This window comes from Urbifossiella limnaea (assembly GCF_007747215.1).
Taxonomy (GTDB): Bacteria; Planctomycetota; Planctomycetia; order Gemmatales; family Gemmataceae; genus Urbifossiella; species Urbifossiella limnaea.
The window spans coordinates 5,080,967-5,097,201 of sequence record NZ_CP036273.1 but is presented as its reverse complement, the minus strand read 5'-3'; the positions used below and the strand labels follow the sequence as shown (position 1 = coordinate 5,097,201).

Here is a 16,235-nt window from a genome sequence, read left to right as displayed (position 1 = left end):
TTGAGCAGCCGGCCGGCCGCGTACCAGAGGGTGGAGCAGAACGCCCTCCGTCGGCCCGACGGCACTACCCGTGAGAGGGAAACGGGTTCCGGACCGAAGGCAGGTCACGGCTCGCCCGAACGGACTTTTTTATGAGTCGGTGACATGTTTCCGGGAATCGACCCCCCTCGGCCGGAAACAATGATCCACGCCCGAGCGATGCCTACCGCAGCAGCCCCTCGATGACATGGCCGTGGACGTCGGTCAGGCGGCGGTCGATGCCGTTGTGCCGGACCGTCAGTTTCGTGTGGTCTATGCCCAGCAGGTGTAGCACCGTGGCGTGGACGTCGTACACTTCCGTCGGGCTGCGGCGGACGGCCGGCTTGTAGCCGAACTCGTCGCTCGGGCCGACCGTCGCGCCGCCCTTGATGCCGCCGCCGCACAGCCAGTTCGTGAAGCAGTACGGGTTGTGGTCGCGCCCCTTGCCGCCCTGCGAACTCGGCATCCGGCCGAACTCCGTCGTCCACAGCACGATCGTGTCGTCGAGCAGGCCCGTTCGCTTCAGGTCGGCGATCAGGGCGGCGGCGCCGCGGGCCATGCCGAGGGCCAGCGGGCCGTGGTCGCGCAGCACGTCCTCGTGGCTGTCCCAGTTCCGCCGCGGGAAGCCGTTGTCGTTGCCGCTCCACACCTGCACGAACCGCACGCCGCGCTCCAGCAGCCGGCGGGCGACCAGGCACTTGCGGGCGAAGTAGTCCGTCTCCTCGACGGCGTTGATGTCGCGGTCGAAGGCGGTGCGGCCGTGGTCGAGGCCGTACAGCTTCAGCACGCCGGCGGGTTCGCGCGTCAGGTCGAGCGCCTCGGGGGCGGCCAGCTGCATCCGGGCGGCCAGTTCGTAGCTGCGGATGCGGGCGTCGAGCCGCTCGTCGCCGGGGCGGGCGGCGGCGTGGGCGCGGTTGAGATGGGCCAGCACGTCGCCGGCGGCGCGGTCTGCGGCCGGCGTCAGGTAGCGGGCGCGGGCGTCGGGGAAGAGGTCGTCGATGGGCGTCGGCGAGCCGGGGTAGATGGACGTGCCCTGGTGCTGGGCGGGGAGGAAGGCGCTGTCCCAGTTCTTGGTGCCGTTCGAGGCGAGGCCGCGGTGGTCGGGCAGTACCACGAACGTCGGCAGGTTGTCGTTCGCGGAGCCGAGGCCAAAACTCACCCAGCAGCCCATGCCGGGGAAGCCGGGGCGGTTGAAACCGGTGGTTTGAAGAAGCGTCCCCTGGCTGTGGACGCCCGTCTTGCCGACGACGTTGTGGACGAACGCCAGCTCGTCCGCGACGGCGCCGAGCGGCGCGACGGTGTCGGAGAGCATGCGGCCGGACTGGCCGTAGGGCTTGAAGTCCCACAGCGGCTTGAGCCACGGGCCGAGGCCGTTCTGGAACGCCTCGACGCGCTCGCCGAAGTCCGACGGCTGGCCGTGGCGGCGGATCAACTCGGGCTTGTAGTCGAAGAGATCGACGTGGCTGGCGCCGCCGGCCATGAACAGCTGGACGACGCGCTTCGCCTTCGGGGCGTGGTGCAGCCCGCCGTCCGGGCGGCGAGCGGCGGGTTGCGCGAGGAGTTGGTCGCGGCCGAGCATCGCGGCGAGGGCGACGCCGCCGAGTCCGCCGCCGGACTGCCACAGGAATTCGCGCCGGGTGGTGTGCATACCCCGATGATGACGGTTCGGGGCAGGGGTGTCCAGCGTCAGGCGCGCGCCGCGGCCTTGCGCCGGGCCTTCTCCGCGTACATCGCCTGGTCGGCGCGGGCCTGTGCGGCGGGGAACTCGGCCGGCGATCCGAAGTCGGCCAGCCCCCACGCCACCACCAGATCGACCGGCGCGGGCAGGCCCGGTAACCGCACGCCGCGGATGGCCGCGTCCACAGCGGCGAGGCGGTCGGCGAGGTCGGCGGCGCGGCCGCCCTCGGCCAGCGCCAGGTACTCGTCGCCGCCGGTGCGGAAGACGGGGTCGGAGATGCGGAAGTGCGCCCGCAGCGCCCGCGCCACCAGCTTGATGGCCGCGTCGCCGGCCTCGTGGCCGTAGGTGTCGTTCAGGTGCTTCAGCGAGTTCAGGTCCACCACGGCGACGGCCCCGGCGAACGACGTGCCCTGTCGCGCGGCCAGGAGCGCGTCCAGTGCCCGGCGGTTCAGCAGCCCGGTCAACGCGTCCGTCCGCGCGGCCACCTCCAACTGGTCGGACGCGGCTTCGAGCCGGTTGTTCGACTCCTCCAACCGCAGGTTCATGTCGGCGAGGCGGTGGTTGGCCGCGTCCAACTCGTCGCGGACCTGTTCGACGGCGACGAGGGCCATGCCGAACGCCAGCCCGACCTCGGCGAGGGTGTCGTACATCGGGCTGAGGAGCATGTACTCGGGCGGGGCGCCGCCGAGTCTCAGCGTGTGGTAGCTGACCGGCCCGTAGTGGACGAACAGCCCGCCGAGCAGCAGCAGGCACAGACGCACGACGTGGATGCCGAAGCGCGTCCGCGGCCCGGTCGGCGTGTAGCCGCGGGTGGCGGCCAGGGCCAACAGGAAGAAGCTGCCGAACATCGGGGCGTGGAACGGGAACACGTCGCTGACGTGGTCGGCGACCCACGGGGCGACGAGGCCAAACGCCATCGCCGGGCCGAGCACCCAGGCGTCGGGCCAGCGCGGGCCGGGGCGGCCGACCAGTTCGCGGCAGCCGACCCACACCAGGTAGCCGAACAGGTATTCGAGGCAGTAGTAGACGCTGGTGACGAGCCCGGCGGGGAGCAACCCGCGCGGCAGGAGGAAGGCCGCCCGCAGGCTCAGCAGCGCCGCGGCGAGGGCGACCCAGCCGACGGCCCAGTGGCGGAGGAACGGGCGCGGCACAGCCCGCGCCAGTAGCACCACGAGGAGCGCGACCGGCGGGGCGGCGAGCGCCTGGACGGTGAACGCGAGGCGGGTCAGCTCCATCGCGGCGGCTGGTCAGGTGTCGGGGCGATCCCCGCCCGAAGCATACCTCCTCCGCCGCCCGGGTGCGCCGGAATCCGACGCCGCCCGTATCCTGACGGTCGGACTCACGACCGCCCCGGAGGCACCGCCATGCGGCTCAGGCTCCTCGCACCGCTCCTCGCCCTGGTCGCCGCCGGCCCCGCGGCCGCCGCCGACCCCGCGATCACGTTCCAGACGCAGCCCGTCGGCCGCATCCTCGGCGACGCCCGCGCCGTCGTGGCGAAGCTCGTCGACGAGAAGGCCGTCGGGTCGATCAACGACGCCATCAAGGCCAAGCTCGGTGACAAGGGCTTCTCCGGGCTCGACCTGGGCCGGCCGGTCCTCGGTTACGTCCACCTCCCGGCCGACCCCGCCAAGGCTGTCGGCGTGTTGGTCGTGCCGGTGACCGAGGAGAAGGCGTTCCTCGACTTCTTCGAGCGGCTGACGGGCGCGGCCCCGGAGAAGGCCGCCGGCGGGATGTACACGGTGCCGGCGCCCGACCCCGGCGTCTCGATCGGCCTTCGGTTCGCCGAGGGGTACGCGTACCTCGCCGCCGGGGGCAAGGGGAACGGCCCGGCGACGGTTCTGGCCGCGGACCAGCTCGTGCCGACGGCCAAGCTCCTCGACCCGGCCGAGCAGTCGCTGCTGGCCACGCGGGTCTACTTCGACCGGCTGCCGAAGGAACTCCGCACGCAGGCAAGGGAATACATCGACCGCGGCAAGAAGGCCGCCGGGATGCTGCCGTTCCCGCCCGAACTCATGTCGCCGGTCGAGAAGGGGCTGCTGGAGGGGCTGGCGCTCGGCGAGCGGTGGCTGAAGTTGAGCGAGGGGGCCACGGAGGCGACGGCCCGATTCACCCTCGACGCCCCCGCCGCCGAACTGGGGGTTGAGTTCACCGTGTTACCGCGGCCGGGCTCGGACCTGGCCAAGCTGCTCGCGGAGCGGAAGGCGACCACGAACCGCTTCGCCGGCGTACTGACGAAGGACACGGCCGTCGGCTTCGTCACCCGCCTCCCGTTCTTCAACAAGGAGCTCCGCGACGCCGGCACGGCGGGGCTCGACGCCGCGCTGAAGGCCACGGGCGGCTTCGGCGGGCCGACCGGCGACCTCCTCCAGGAGGCGCTCAAGGGGGCCAAGCGGACGGTGGCCACCGGCGAGTTCGACGTGGCCGGGTCGTTCCGCGGGCCGAACAAGGACGGGCACTTCACCGGCGTGCTGGGCGTGGCGTTCGAGGACACCAAGGCCCTGGAGAAGGCGGTGAAAGCGGCCATCGACGCGGAGGCGCCGCCGGACTTCCAGCGGGTGGTGAAGTGGAACGCCGAGAAGGTCGGCGGGGTGGCGATCCATGTCATCGAGCTTGGCAAGCTGGCGGGCGAGGGCGGCTTCCTCGGCGGCCCGGAGAAGGCGCTCGGCGGGCCGGACGCGAAGGTCGCGCTGGCGTTCGCGCCGAAGGCCGCCTACGGCGCCGTGGGGCCGGACGCGGTCGCCGCGCTCAAGGCGCTCCTCGCCGCGCCCCCGGCCGAGGCGCCGGTGCTCACGGTCGTGCTGAACCCGGCCCGGTGGATCAAGTTCATGACGAAGGGCGAGGCGCCTCCGCGGGAGATCGAGGACGTGAGCAAGCTGTTCGGCAGCGAGGACCGGCCGATCACGATCGTTTCGCTGGCGGTCACGGGGGGCAACGATCTGAAGGTGACCGGCCGGCTGAGCCTCCGGTCGGTGATCGGCTTCTTCGGGGCGCGGGCGCATTCGACCTTTGAGGCCGTGGACCCGCCCCCGCCGCCGAAGAACTAAAGGTACCGGGTCACCGCGGCGCACGACCGGTGCGCCAGCGGTCGCGATCACCTCACCCACCCGCCCTGGCCCGGCAGTGTTGGCACCGACACCGGGCCGCTCGTCGCCCCGAGCATGACCATCGCCGCGCCGAGCAGTACGACCGGGACCACGCAGAGTACGAACTGCCAGATCACGACCACGACCGCCCGGACGATCGTGGTCGGCAGGGCGAACTTCAGCACCACGACCGCCCCGAAGACGTTCGCGAGCTGGGCGACCGCGAGCACGCCGAGCAGGGCCGTCGCCGCGGCCGGGTCGAGCGACGCGGTCGGCTCCGGCACGGCGAGGCCGAGGGCCACGCCGCCGACGGCGAGCGCCGCCCACGAGCACGCACAGCCGACGGCGGCACTGGCGATGTTGACGAGGATGGCGTACCCCACGCCGGGGACCGGGATGCGGATGCCGCCGAGCGACTTCGGCCGCGGAATCGCCTCGTAGGCCGAGGCGCGGTGGCGGTAGTCGTTCTCCTCCAGGTCGCGGCCGCCGAGGCACGCGTTGGTCAGCCGCACCGCCGTGCGCAGGATCGCCGCGCCGATGCGGAGCGCGAGCCAGAACAGCACGACGCAGCACGCGAGGACGACGAGGCCGACGATAATGGCCATGGCGGTCGGGCCGGGTTCGTGGTGCGGGACGGGGCGGCACGTCAACCGTAGAACACGAACGCGGGGGAGGGACGGGAGCCCCCGGGCGGCGGGCACAACCAGGGAAGGGGCGGGCGGTGGTCGACCACACGGCGGGCGGGCGGGCGGTGCCGGCCCGGCTGGCGGCGATGATGCTGCTGTTCTACTTCGGCCTCGGGGCGTGGGTGCCCACCCTGTCCACGTACCTGATGTCCGCCCCGCCCCGCGGCGGCCTCAACTTCACCACGCAGGAAGTCGGCTGGCTGTACTCGTCGTTCGCGTTCGGCGGCATGCTCGCCCCGCTCGTCATCGGCCTGCTCACCGACCGGCTGTTCCGCGCGGAACTCGTGCTGGGCGTGTCCAGCCTCGTGTGCGCGGGGCTGCTGTTCGCCGCGGCGACGTGGTGCGACGAGAACGCCCCGAAGGCCGCCGCCGCGTACCAGGCCGCCGCCGCCCGCGAAGGTCCGGCGCCGACGCCCGAGCAACTCGACCGCGTGAACGACGACGCCGACGTGCGCCGCGCCGCGGCCGTCACCTTCGGCCCGCTGTTCGGGCTGATGCTCACGTACTGCGTGTTCATGCAGCTGGCGATGACGCTGACCACGGTCATCGGCCTGCGCAACCTCGCCGACCCGAGCCACCAGTTCGCCGGCGTCCGCCTGTACGGGACCGTCGGCTGGATTCTCGCGGGCCTCGCCGTGGGCCAGTTCTTCCGGGCGGTGTCGTCCGACGTGCTGTACCTGGCCGCGGCCGGGTCGGCGCTCGTCGGCGCGTACGCCTTCACGCTGCCGCGGACGCCGCCGCTCGGGGGCGGGCGGAGTGTCGCCGACCTGTTCGGGCTGCGGGCGCTGGTGCTGTTCCGCGACCGGTCGTTCGTGGTGTTCGTGCTGGTGGCGTTCGTGACCACGGCGATGAACCAGTTCTACGTCGTGTACGGCCACCGCTACCTGACCGACCACGGCGTGCCGAACCCCGTCCAGATGATGACGGTGGCCCAGGTGATCGAGGTGGGCTGCATGTTCTGCCTGCCGCTGCTCCGGCCGCGCGACCGGATGAAGGGGCTGATGCTGGTCGGGCTCGGCGGCTACGCCCTGCGCGGCTGGGTGATGGCGGCCGGGTGGACGCCGGCGGTCGTGGCGGTCGGCGTGCCGATGCACGGGATGGGCTACACGTTCTTCCTGCTGGTCGCCTCGACGTACCTGGACCGCGAGGCGCCGCCGCACCTGCGGGCGAGCGCGCAGGGGATCATCACGTTCGTCTCCGGCGGCGTCGGCGTGTGGGCGGGGAACGCCTTCGCCGCCGCCGTCGTGGACCGCTACCGCGTCGGCAGCGCGATCGACTGGCACGCCGTCTGGCTGTTCCCGCTCGTGGTGTGCACCGCCGTCGTGCTGGCGTTCGCGCTCCTCTTCTACCCGCCCCCGGCCCGTGACCCGCAGATGGAGGACGCGAGCCCGGACGCGGACGACATCGACCCCACGAGTCGGTGACCGCGACCCGTATTCTGTTCCCTGTCTCCCGCCTCCTGCCCCCGGTGCGGCATGGCCCGGTTCTTCAAGTACAAGTCGGTCGCCGAACTGGTCGCCGAGAACGCCCGCCTCGGCACCGACCTGCGCTTCTCCGACGACCTCGCGCCGCTAGCCGCGCCGCTGTCGATCGGCCCGCGCACGGCCGGGAACCGCTGGTGCATCCACCCCATGGAAGGCTGCGACGGCGAGCCCGACGGCGGGCCCGGCGAACTCACGTTCCGCCGCTACGTCCGCTTCGGCGACGGCGGGGCGAAGGTGATCTGGGGCGAGGCGTGCGCCGTCACCGACGACGGCCGCATGAACCCGCGGCAGATCTGGCTCGCCGACCACACCCGCGACGCCTTCGCCAGGATGGTCGCCGCCCACCGGGCCGCCCACCGGGCCGCGAACGGCGACGACGCCGACCTGCTGTTCGGCCTGCAACTGACGCACTCCGGCCGCTACAGCTACCGCCGCCCGCTCATCGCCACCCACGACCCGCTGCTCGTCGGCCGTTACAAGGTGGCCGCCGACACGCCGCTGCTCACCGACGACGACCTGAAGCGACTCGTGGACGACTACGTGGCCGCGGCGAAGCTGGCGGTCGCGGTCGGGTTCGACTTCCTCGACGTGAAGCAGTGTCACCGCTACCTGCTGAGCGAGTTGCTCGGCGCCCGCAACCGCCCCGGCCCCTACGGCGGCAGCTTCGAGAACCGCACCCGGTTGGCGCGCGAGATCATTCAGGCGATCAAGGCCGCGGTGCCGGCGCACGTCGTGATCGCCACGCGGATGAACGGCTTCGACGGCGTCCCGTTCCACAAGGCGGATAGCGGCGACGGCGAGCCGGACGCCTTCGCCACGCCCGTCGTCAACGGCTGGGGGCTGAACCCCGATTCGCCGCTGACGCCGGACCTGACGGAGCCGATCCGCTGGGTGCAGGAGATGCGGCAGCTCGGCGTGTCGCTGGTGAACATCGCCCTGGGGAACCCGTACGCGCAGCCGCACTTCGGCCGGCCGTTCGAGTACCCGCCGCCGGACGGGTACGAGTCGCCCGAGCACCCGCTCCTCGGCGTCGATCGGCACTTCAAGATCGCCGGCGCCATCCAGGCCGCGAACCCGGGGTTGGCGGTCGTGGGCACGGGCTACAGCTACCTCCAGGAGTTTCTGCCGCAGGCGGGTGCGGCGAACGTCCGTGACGGCCGCATCAGCCTGGTCGGCGTCGGCCGCGCGAGTCTGGCGCAGCCAGACTGGGTGCGGCAGCTCCGCGACCACGGCCGGCTCGACCGCAAGCGCGTGTGCCGGACGTTCAGCTACTGCACGGCGCTGATGCGGGCGAAGGACCACCCGCTCGGCCAGTACCCGACCGGCTGCCCGCCGTTCGACAAGGACGCCTACGGCGACGTGTGGAAGGAAGTCCAGCAACTCGGGCGGAAGTAGTTCCGCCGCTCGCGGCGTAGCGGTGGAATCGCTACGCCGCAAGCGGCGAAGCCCCGAGCCGGTTGCCCTTGATTCGCCACCTCTCCCGCCCCCACAATCTCGCCCTGGAGGAATCGCATGATCGTCGGCGTGCCCCGCGAGGTGAAGGCGGACGAGTACCGCGTGTCGCTGACGCCCAACGGCGCCGAGGAACTGAGCCGCGCCGGCCACCGCGTGCTGGTTCAAACACACGCCGGCGACGGCAGCGGCATCAGCGACGAGCAGTACGCCGCCGCCGGCGCCGAGATCGTGCCCGCCACGGCCGACGTGTGGGGCCGCGCCAACCTCATCATCAAGGTGAAGGAGCCGCTGCCGGACGAGTGGCCGCTGATGCGCCCCGGGCAGACGCTGTTCACCTACTTCCACTTCGCCGCCGACGAGAAGCTGACCCGCGCCGTCATGGCGTCTGGCGTCACCGCCGTGGCCTACGAGACGATCCGCGACGCGAAGGGCGGTCTGCCGCTGCTGACGCCGATGAGCGAGGTCGCCGGCCGCATGAGCATCCAGGAAGGCGCGAAGTTTCTGGAACGCCCCTTCGAGGGCCGCGGCATTCTCCTCGCCGGCGTACCCGGCGTCGCCCCCGCGACGGTGGTGGTGCTCGGCGGCGGCGTGGTCGGCGCGAACGCGGCCCGCGTCGCGGCCGGGCTCGGGGCGAATGTCTTCCTCCTCGACGTGAACCTCGACCGCCTCCGCTACCTCGACGACGTGATGCCGCGGAACGTGACGACGCTGTTCTCGAACCGTCACAACCTGCTGGAAGTCCTGCCGTGGGCCGATCTGGTGATCGGGGCGGTGCTGATCCCCGGGGCGAAGGCGCCGCACCTGGTCCGCCGCGAGGATTTGAAGCGGATGCCGCCGCGGGCGGTGGTGATCGACGTGGCCATCGACCAGGGCGGCTGCTTCGAGACGAGCCGCCCGACGACGCACGCGAAACCGACGTACATGGTGGACGACATCGTCCACTACTGCGTGACGAACATGCCCGGCGCCGTGGGCCGCACCAGCACCTACGCCCTCACCAACGCGACGTTCCCGTTCGCGCTGCAACTGGCGAACAAGGGCGCCGACCGCGCCGCGCACGACAACCTCGGTTTGGCCGCGGGCGTGAGCGTCCGCGCGGGGAAGGTGACGAACGCGGCCGTGGCGGAGACGTTCGGATACCCTCTGGAACTGCTGTGAGCGAGTCGCCGTGACCCCCGACCCGCGACGAGTCGTGATGAGGTGTTAGCTCTGTCGCACTCGGCCACGGAGGGCCGGAGATGATTGCCGCCGTCTTCCAGGTCCACCCGCGACCGCCTCGACCCGTCGGCCCAAGAACGACGGCGCGTGAACGAGTTGAGCGACTCGTCGCGGTCACCCACTACCTTCTCCGCGCACTCACGTTCGCGGCTCTCGCCATCCTCACATGGCTGGTGACTTCTCGCCGCGGTCGCTACGTTCTCTGTGCCGTCGCGGTGGTCGGCTGCTTTCGTGGGTACTCCGCGTATCGAGAATCCGTCCTCGCTGCCGAGCGCGAACGACTGGTCCTGGCAGTCGAGGCGTTTCGCACCGCACACGGCCGCTACCCGGTGTCGCTAGAGGAGGCCGGCATCGCTCCAAACCAGACGCTTCTCAGCTTCAACGTCCGCTACGGATCGGAGCCCGCCTCGCGCGGCCCGTGGCTGGAATTGGAACAGGATTCGTTCATCTCGCCGCGAGAGTGGGAGTACGACTTCCGCCGGAGTGTGTGGCACGACTACTAGGATTGATTCGAACAGTAGCGACCGCTCACACACCGCCTGTCGCTCGTAGCACGGAGGCTGCCTCATCCGCGTCACGCCCCGCTTCGCCGGCCGGCTCGCGCTGCCGCAGTTGTCGCTCGCCCCGGTCCTCCTGGTGGGGTGGTGTGCGGCGCTGTTCCTCTACGGCCTCGGTGCCGGGCCGCTGTACCGCACCGAATCGCTCCGCGCCATCATCGGCGCCGAGTGCCTCCGCGGGCACTGGGTGTACCCCGTCCTCCACGGCGAGCCGTTCCTTACGAAGCCGCCCGGCCACTACGCCGCCATCGGCCTCGCGTCGCTCCCCACCGGCCGCGTCACCGAGGTGACGGCACGATTGCCTTCGGCCATCGCTGCAACGGTGAGCGTGTTGCTGATGGCGGGGCTGTTCCGCCGCGTGCTCGGCGACCGGGCCGGGTTGCTCGCGGGGCTCCTCGTCCCATGCTCGATCCTCTGGCTCGACAAGGCGCCGAGCGCCGAGATCGACATGACGTTGGTCGGCTGGGTGACCGCGGCACTCATTCTGTTTCACCGGGCACTCGAAGCCGGCGAGCGGCCGTCCCCGGGCTTCCTGGCCGCGTCGCTCCTGTGCGTCGCTGCCGGCACCCTGACGAAGTGGACCGCTCCGGCGTTCTTCGCCCTCACCGCCGTGCCGATTCTCGCGTGGCGCAGGCAACTGCAGCTCCTCGTCGGCTGGCCGTTCCTCGCTGCTACCCTCGTCGCGGTCGCAGTCGTGGCCGGGTGGGCAGCACTCGTGACGCAGCAGGTCGGCTGGGACGCGCTCGCCGACACCGTGCGGAAGGAGGCCGCCTACCGCTTCGCCCCGAAGTCGGCCGCGAAGGGCTACCCGTGGTCGGAGGTGCTGACGTACCCGCTGCTGGTGTGGGCGGCGCACCTGCCGCTGTCGCTGTTCGCGCTGCGGACGCTGCGGCGCGGGTTCGCCGCCCGCTGGGACGACCGCGGCCGGCTGCTGCTGGCCTTCCTCCACTGCTGGGCGTGGCCGAACCTCCTGTTCTGGGCGCTGGTGCCGAACCACAACGTCCGCTACGCGCTGCCGGTGAGCCCGGCACTGATGGGGCTCGGTGTGATGGGGCTGCTCGACTGGTGGTGCGCTCGCTCGGCGAGCGGCCGGCGTGAGCGGGCTGTTTCTGAGCGCGTCGATGACGCTCGACAACAGCCGGCTCACGCCGGCCGCTCGCCGGCTGTGCTCCTCGCCGCCTTCCTCGCGCTGTGGCTCGCCGCGAAGGTCGTGTTCGTCGAGGTCGTCGTCCCCCGCCGCACCGCCGGCCGCGACGCCGAAGCCACCGCCGCCGCCCTCCGCGAGTACGTCCCCGCTGGCGAGCCGCTGTATCTGCTCAAGCTGAAGGACGAGGGCGTCCTGTTCTACTACGGGCGCCCCAGCCGCAAGCTGAGCTCGCCCGCACAGCTTCCCCAGGGTGCCCACGTGGCCCTGATCGAGGCCGAGTGGCGCGAGTGGGAGGCCAACCGGACTGGTGAGCTTGTCCGGTGGATGTATGATCAGCAGGGTGACCCGTTGATCCTGGCCCGAGTGCTGCCCCCATGACCGCGGCCCCGCCGACCGACCGCGAGGTGATGAGCGTGTCCGCGCTCGTCGCCCGGCTGCGCGGAACGGTCGAGGCGAAGTTCGCCGCCGTGTGGGTCGCCGGCGAGGTCGTCAGCTTTACGAAGGCCGCGTCCGGCCACATGTACTTCACGCTCAAAGACGAGGCCGCCAACCTGCGGGCCGTCCTGTTCCGCGGCGTGAACCTGCGGATGAAGTTCGAGCCGCGCAACGGCATGGAGGTGCTCGCCCGCGGCCGCCTCAGCGTGTTCGACCAGCGCGGCGACGTGCAACTCCAGATCGAGGAATTGCAGCCGAAGGGCGTCGGTGCCGCCGAACTGGCTCTGCGACAACTCAAGGAAAAACTCCTCGCCCGCGGGTACTTCGACCCGCGCCGCAAGAAGCCGCTGCCGAAGTACCCCAAGCGTGTGGCGCTGATCGCCAGCGCCACCGGGGCCGCGATCCGCGACATGCTCGAACTGCTCGCCCAGCGCTGGCCGCGCGCCGACGTGATCGTCCGCCCCAGCCGCGTGCAGGGGACCGGCGCCGCGGAGGAGGTGGCCGTCGCGCTTCGCGAGCTGAACCGCCTCCACGCTTCGGGCAAGCTGCCGTTGTGTGCCGTGGTCATCGGCCGCGGCGGCGGCAGCTCCGAAGACCTGGCGGCGTTCAACGAGGAGGCCGTCGCCGACGCCGTCTTCCAGTCGGTCGTGCCGGTCGTGTCGGCGATCGGGCACGAGACCGACGTGACCGTCGCCGACCTGGTCGCCGATCACCGGGCCGAGACGCCGACGGCCGCGATCGTGGCCCTGACGCCGCACCGGCTCGAACTCCTCGCCGACGTGGACGACCGCGCCGCCCGCCTCGGCGAGGCGATGGCCCGCCGGCTGGAAGTGGCCCGCGACCGGCTCGACGCCGTCGCGTCGCGCCCCGCCTTCCGCCGCCCGCTGCAGCGCGTCAACGACCTGGAACAGCGGCTCGACGACACCGCGGCGCGCCTCCACCGCGCCGCCCGCGCGCGGGTGACGGGCGCCGCCGAGAAGCTGGCCGCGGCCGCGGCGCAGCTCGACGGGCTGAGCCCGCTGAACATCCTGAAGCGCGGCTACAGCCTGACGCGGACGACGGCCGGGACCGTCGTCACCGACCCCGCCGCCGTGCGCCCCGGCGACATCCTGCTGACGCGCGTGGCGGGCGGCGAAATCCGCAGCGTCGCGGTCGAGGCGGCGGTCCACGGAACCCCGAACCCAACAGGCGCCGATGACTCCGAGTGACGCCGAGCCCGTCCGCTTCGAGCAGGCGCTGGCCGAACTCGACCGCATCCTCCGCGAGCTGGAGGACGGCACCACCACCCTCGACGACGCCCTCGCCCGGTACGAGCGCGGCGTCGCCCTGCTGCGGCTCTGCTACGGCAAGCTGAAGGACGCCGAGCAGCGCGTCCGCCTCCTGAACGGCACCGCCGCCGACGGCAGCCCCGACCTCCGGCTGTTCGAGCACGTCGCGACCCTCGCCGCGGCCACGGCTTCGCTCGGTAAACCGCTTCGTGGTGCAAAGTTGCCGGGAATAGACGGCTGACGTCGGGGTCGAATCCTCGGCGGGTTGCTATACTTTTTCCAACTGCCCCCGCGGGGGCGCCCGGAAGGATCGGCCGTGGGCGGGGAGTTGTGGGCTGACCTGAAAGATCGGCAGGACGCCGTCGAGGCCGCGTTGCGACTCACCCTCGCCCGGTACACGTCGGACGCCCCCACCGCGTTGTCGGCGGCGATGGGCTACTCCCTACTCGCCCCCGGCAAGCGGCTCCGCCCGCTCCTCGCCCTCCTCGCCTGCGAGGCGTGCGGCGGCACGCCCGAACAAGCCCTCCCGGCGGCGTGTGCGGTCGAGATGGTCCACACCTACTCGCTCGTCCACGACGACCTGCCGGCGATGGACGACGACGACCTGCGGCGCGGCCTGCCGACGTGCCACAAAGTTTACGGCGAGGCGCTGGCGATCCTGGCCGGCGACGCGCTGCTAACGCTGTCGTTCGAGGTGGTCGCCGCAGGTTGCCCGCCGCGCACGGCCGCGGTTAGCTGTGTGGAACTCGCCGCCGGCGGCGGTGCGGTCGGGATGGTCGGCGGGCAGGTGCTCGACCTGGCGGCGGAAGGGCGGATCGAGTCCGGCGGCGCGGTGAACACGGTCGAGGCGCTGGAGGCGATCCACCGCCGCAAGACGGGCGCGCTGTTCCGCGCGGCGCTGCGGCTCGGCGTTCACGCGGCGCAGGGCGAGAGCGGGGCCGACCCCGCCGCCCTGGCCGCGGCCGACGACTATGCCGCCGCCTTCGGGCTGGCGTTCCAGGTGACGGACGACCTGCTCGACGTGGAGAGCACGGCCGAGAAGACGGGCAAGCGGGTGAACAAGGACGCCGCCCGCGGCAAGCTGACCTACCCCGGGCTCCTCGGCCTCGCCGAGAGTCGGGCGCGGGCGGCCGAACTGGTGCAGGACGCCGAACACGCCGCAGCCCGGCTCGGGAGCGCACCGCTCGCCCGGCTGGCGCGGTACGTCGTGCAACGCGATCGCTAACCGGGGGATACGATGTCTGCCCTGCTGCCCACGATCACCGGCCCGGCCGACCTGCACAAGCTCTCGGACGAGCAGCTGCAGCAGCTTACCCGCGAGATCCGCGAGGAACTCGTCCGGGTGCTCACCACCCGCCCGGCCCACTTCGCCAGCAACCTCGGCGTCGTCGAGTTGACGCTGGCGCTCCACATGACCTTCGACTTCTCGAAGGACCGCCTCATCTGGGACACCGGCCACCAGGTCTACCCGCACAAGCTGGTGACGGGCCGCTACGACCGGTTCCACACCATCCGCACCCGCGGCGGGCTGATGGGCTTCCCGCACCCCGGCGAGTCGCCCTACGACCTGTTCATGACCGGCCACGCCGGGTGCAGCGTCTCCACCGTCTCCGGCCTGAAGGCCGCCGACGACCTCATGGGGAACGGCGACCGCAAGGCCGTCGCCGTCATCGGCGACGGGGCGCTGCCGAGCGGCATCGTGTTCGAGGCGCTCAACAACATCGGCGGCCTGAACCAGGACTTGCTGGTCGTTCTGAACGACAACAAGATGAGCATCTGCCCCCGCACCGGCGGCCTCGGCCAGTACCTCGACCAGTGCCGCATCACCGGCCTGTACCAGGGCGGCAAGCGGCAGATCAACCGCGTCCTCGGCAACATCCCCGTTCTTGGCGAGATGGCCCACTCGGCGCTGGAGCAGGTGCGCGACGGGCTGAAGGCCTTCTTCAAGGACGGCATGCTGTTCGAGGAGATGGGCTTCCGCTACTTCGGCCCGGTGGACGGCCACGACCTGCCGGGGCTGCGGAAGATTCTCCGCGACCTGAAGGGGCAGAAGGGGCCGATCCTCCTCCACGTGTTCACCAACAAGGGGCACGGCATCCCCGAGGCGGCGGCCGACCCGGTGACGTACCACACGCCGCCGGTGTTCGAGGAGATGGGGCCGAACGGCACCATCAAGTCGTTCCGCAAGAGCAGCGCCAAGGCGTACACGGACCTCATCAGCGCCGGCATCCACGCCGCGATGGCGGCCGACCCGAAGGTCGCGGTCCTCACCGCGGCGATGTGCCAGGGGAACAAGCTCGAACAGGTGCGGACCGATTTCCCCGACCGCTTCTTCGACGTGGGCATCTGCGAGAGCCACGCCGTGGCCTTCGCCGCGGGGATGGCCAAGGCCGGGATGAAGCCGGTGGTGGACATTTACAGCACGTTCCTGCAGCGGAGCTTCGACCAGATCTTCCAGGAGGTGTGCCTCCAGAACCTGCCGGTCGTGTTCGCCATGGACCGCGCCGGCCTCACCGGCCCGGAGGGCCCGACGCACCACGGCACGTTCGACGTGCCGTACATGCGGCTGTTCCCGAACATGACGGCGATGGCCCCCGGCGACGAGGCCGACGCCGTGCCGATGCTGAACTTCGCGCTCGGCCACCCCGGACCGATCGGGATGCGCTACCCGAAGACGAACATCGACCGGGTGGAGCGGTCGGGCGAGGCCGCGCCGATCGAGCTGGGCAAGGCCGAGGTGATCGACTGGGGCGAGGACGGCTGCTTCGTGGCGTTCGGCACGCTCCTCTCGACGTGCGTGGCGGCGGCGGCGAAGCTGCGGGAGGAGGGGCTCCACGTCGGCGTCGTCAACGCCCGGTTCGTGAAGCCGCTGGACCGCGAGACGATCCTGCGGGCGGTCGAGACGCTACCGGTGGTGGTGACGGTGGAGGAAGGCACGATCGAGGGCGGGTTCGGCTCGGCGGTGCTGGAGGCGGCGAACGCGGCGGGGCTGGACGCCCGCAACGTGGTCCGTTGCGGCATCCCGGACCGGTTCATCGAGCACGGCGACCGCGGCGAGCTGCTGGCGACGCTGGGCCTGAACGCGGACGGGCTGGCCGACGCGGTGCGGAAGCACCGCGAGGCGCTGCGGCCGGTCTAAACGAGGCGAGTTGTCGACTGGCGAGCCGTCCGCCGTCAGGCGGCGGGTGACGCGATCGTCACCCGCC

General features: G+C 71.7%; 13 protein-coding genes. 10 read left to right on the top strand and 3 right to left on the bottom strand.

What is annotated here, in order from left to right; genetic code table 11:
* Positions 1–202: 202 nt before the first annotated feature.
* Both ETAA1_RS20770 and ETAA1_RS20765 read right to left on the bottom strand, forming a co-directional pair.
* Positions 203–1,666, bottom strand: coding sequence for a DUF1501 domain-containing protein (locus ETAA1_RS20770; RefSeq protein WP_145241860.1), 1,464 nt, complete (start codon positions 1,664–1,666; stop codon positions 203–205).
* A gap of 38 nt (positions 1,667–1,704) precedes the next feature.
* Positions 1,705–2,931, bottom strand: coding sequence for a sensor domain-containing diguanylate cyclase (locus ETAA1_RS20765; RefSeq protein WP_145241858.1), 1,227 nt, complete (start codon positions 2,929–2,931; stop codon positions 1,705–1,707).
* Positions 2,932–3,060: 129 nt separating this feature from the next.
* Here ETAA1_RS20765 and ETAA1_RS20760 point away from each other — a divergent pair, with 129 nt between their 5' ends.
* Positions 3,061–4,740 carry a hypothetical protein gene (locus ETAA1_RS20760; RefSeq protein WP_145241856.1) on the top strand — a complete coding sequence of 560 codons (1,680 nt, stop codon included), beginning with the start codon at positions 3,061–3,063 and terminating at the stop codon, positions 4,738–4,740.
* A 47-nt stretch (positions 4,741–4,787) separates the two neighbouring features.
* Here ETAA1_RS20760 and ETAA1_RS20755 read toward each other — a convergent pair whose 3' ends face one another.
* Positions 4,788–5,384 carry a hypothetical protein gene (locus tag ETAA1_RS20755; protein ID WP_145241855.1) on the bottom strand — a complete coding sequence of 199 codons (597 nt, stop codon included), beginning with the start codon at positions 5,382–5,384 and terminating at the stop codon, positions 4,788–4,790.
* Positions 5,385–5,500: 116 nt separating this feature from the next.
* On the opposite strand from ETAA1_RS20755, the gene ETAA1_RS20750 reads away from it, so the two are divergent.
* From ETAA1_RS20750 to dxs, 9 genes are all read left to right on the top strand, one after another.
* Positions 5,501–6,889: an MFS transporter gene (locus ETAA1_RS20750; protein ID WP_145241853.1), complete on the top strand. Its 1,389-nt coding sequence runs from the start codon at positions 5,501–5,503 to the stop codon at positions 6,887–6,889.
* Positions 6,890–6,940: 51 nt separating this feature from the next.
* On the top strand, positions 6,941–8,344 hold the full coding sequence (locus tag ETAA1_RS20745) for an oxidoreductase (RefSeq protein WP_145241851.1): 1,404 nt from the start codon (positions 6,941–6,943) through the stop codon (positions 8,342–8,344).
* A gap of 117 nt (positions 8,345–8,461) precedes the next feature.
* Entirely contained in the window at positions 8,462–9,562 is a 1,101-nt protein-coding gene (ald, locus tag ETAA1_RS20740) for an alanine dehydrogenase (RefSeq protein ID WP_145241849.1), read from the top strand.
* 80 nt (positions 9,563–9,642) lie between these two features.
* Positions 9,643–10,125 carry a hypothetical protein gene (locus ETAA1_RS20735; RefSeq protein ID WP_145241847.1) on the top strand — a complete coding sequence of 161 codons (483 nt, stop codon included), beginning with the start codon at positions 9,643–9,645 and terminating at the stop codon, positions 10,123–10,125.
* A gap of 109 nt (positions 10,126–10,234) precedes the next feature.
* Positions 10,235–11,704: an ArnT family glycosyltransferase gene (locus ETAA1_RS20730; protein ID WP_202920298.1), complete on the top strand. Its 1,470-nt coding sequence runs from the start codon at positions 10,235–10,237 to the stop codon at positions 11,702–11,704.
* On the top strand, positions 11,701–12,969 hold the full coding sequence (xseA, locus tag ETAA1_RS20725; protein WP_145241843.1) for an exodeoxyribonuclease VII large subunit: 1,269 nt from the start codon (positions 11,701–11,703) through the stop codon (positions 12,967–12,969). The genes ETAA1_RS20730 and xseA overlap by 4 nt, the downstream gene beginning before the upstream one ends.
* Positions 12,956–13,270 carry an exodeoxyribonuclease VII small subunit gene (gene xseB / locus ETAA1_RS33915; protein WP_145241841.1) on the top strand — a complete coding sequence of 105 codons (315 nt, stop codon included), beginning with the start codon at positions 12,956–12,958 and terminating at the stop codon, positions 13,268–13,270. The genes xseA and xseB overlap by 14 nt, the downstream gene beginning before the upstream one ends.
* Before the next feature lie 75 nt (positions 13,271–13,345).
* Entirely contained in the window at positions 13,346–14,254 is a 909-nt protein-coding gene (locus tag ETAA1_RS20715) for a polyprenyl synthetase family protein (protein WP_238389267.1), read from the top strand.
* Between the two features lie 12 nt (positions 14,255–14,266).
* The gene (gene dxs, locus ETAA1_RS20710; protein WP_145241839.1) at positions 14,267–16,168 is read left to right on the top strand and encodes a 1-deoxy-D-xylulose-5-phosphate synthase; all 1,902 of its coding nucleotides are present in this window, start codon (positions 14,267–14,269) and stop codon (positions 16,166–16,168) included.
* Positions 16,169–16,235 lie beyond the last annotated feature (67 nt).

Excerpts from the sequence above, each read along its gene's own strand:
- ETAA1_RS20760 (WP_145241856.1), top strand. The coding sequence starts at position 3,061 with ATGCGGCTCAGGCTCCTCGCACCGCTCCTCGCCCTGGTCGCCGCCGGC.
- ETAA1_RS20745 (WP_145241851.1), top strand. The coding sequence starts at position 6,941 with ATGGCCCGGTTCTTCAAGTACAAGTCGGTCGCCGAACTGGTCGCCGAG.
- ald (WP_145241849.1), top strand. The coding sequence starts at position 8,462 with ATGATCGTCGGCGTGCCCCGCGAGGTGAAGGCGGACGAGTACCGCGTG.
- dxs (WP_145241839.1), top strand. The coding sequence starts at position 14,267 with ATGTCTGCCCTGCTGCCCACGATCACCGGCCCGGCCGACCTGCACAAG.
- ETAA1_RS20755 (WP_145241855.1), bottom strand. The coding sequence starts at position 5,384 with ATGGCCATTATCGTCGGCCTCGTCGTCCTCGCGTGCTGCGTCGTGCTG.
- ETAA1_RS20765 (WP_145241858.1), bottom strand. The coding sequence starts at position 2,931 with ATGGAGCTGACCCGCCTCGCGTTCACCGTCCAGGCGCTCGCCGCCCCG.
- xseA (WP_145241843.1), top strand. The coding sequence starts at position 11,701 with ATGACCGCGGCCCCGCCGACCGACCGCGAGGTGATGAGCGTGTCCGCG.
- ETAA1_RS20770 (WP_145241860.1), bottom strand. The coding sequence starts at position 1,666 with ATGCACACCACCCGGCGCGAATTCCTGTGGCAGTCCGGCGGCGGACTC.
- ETAA1_RS20735 (WP_145241847.1), top strand. The coding sequence starts at position 9,643 with ATGATTGCCGCCGTCTTCCAGGTCCACCCGCGACCGCCTCGACCCGTC.
- xseB (WP_145241841.1), top strand. The coding sequence starts at position 12,956 with ATGACTCCGAGTGACGCCGAGCCCGTCCGCTTCGAGCAGGCGCTGGCC.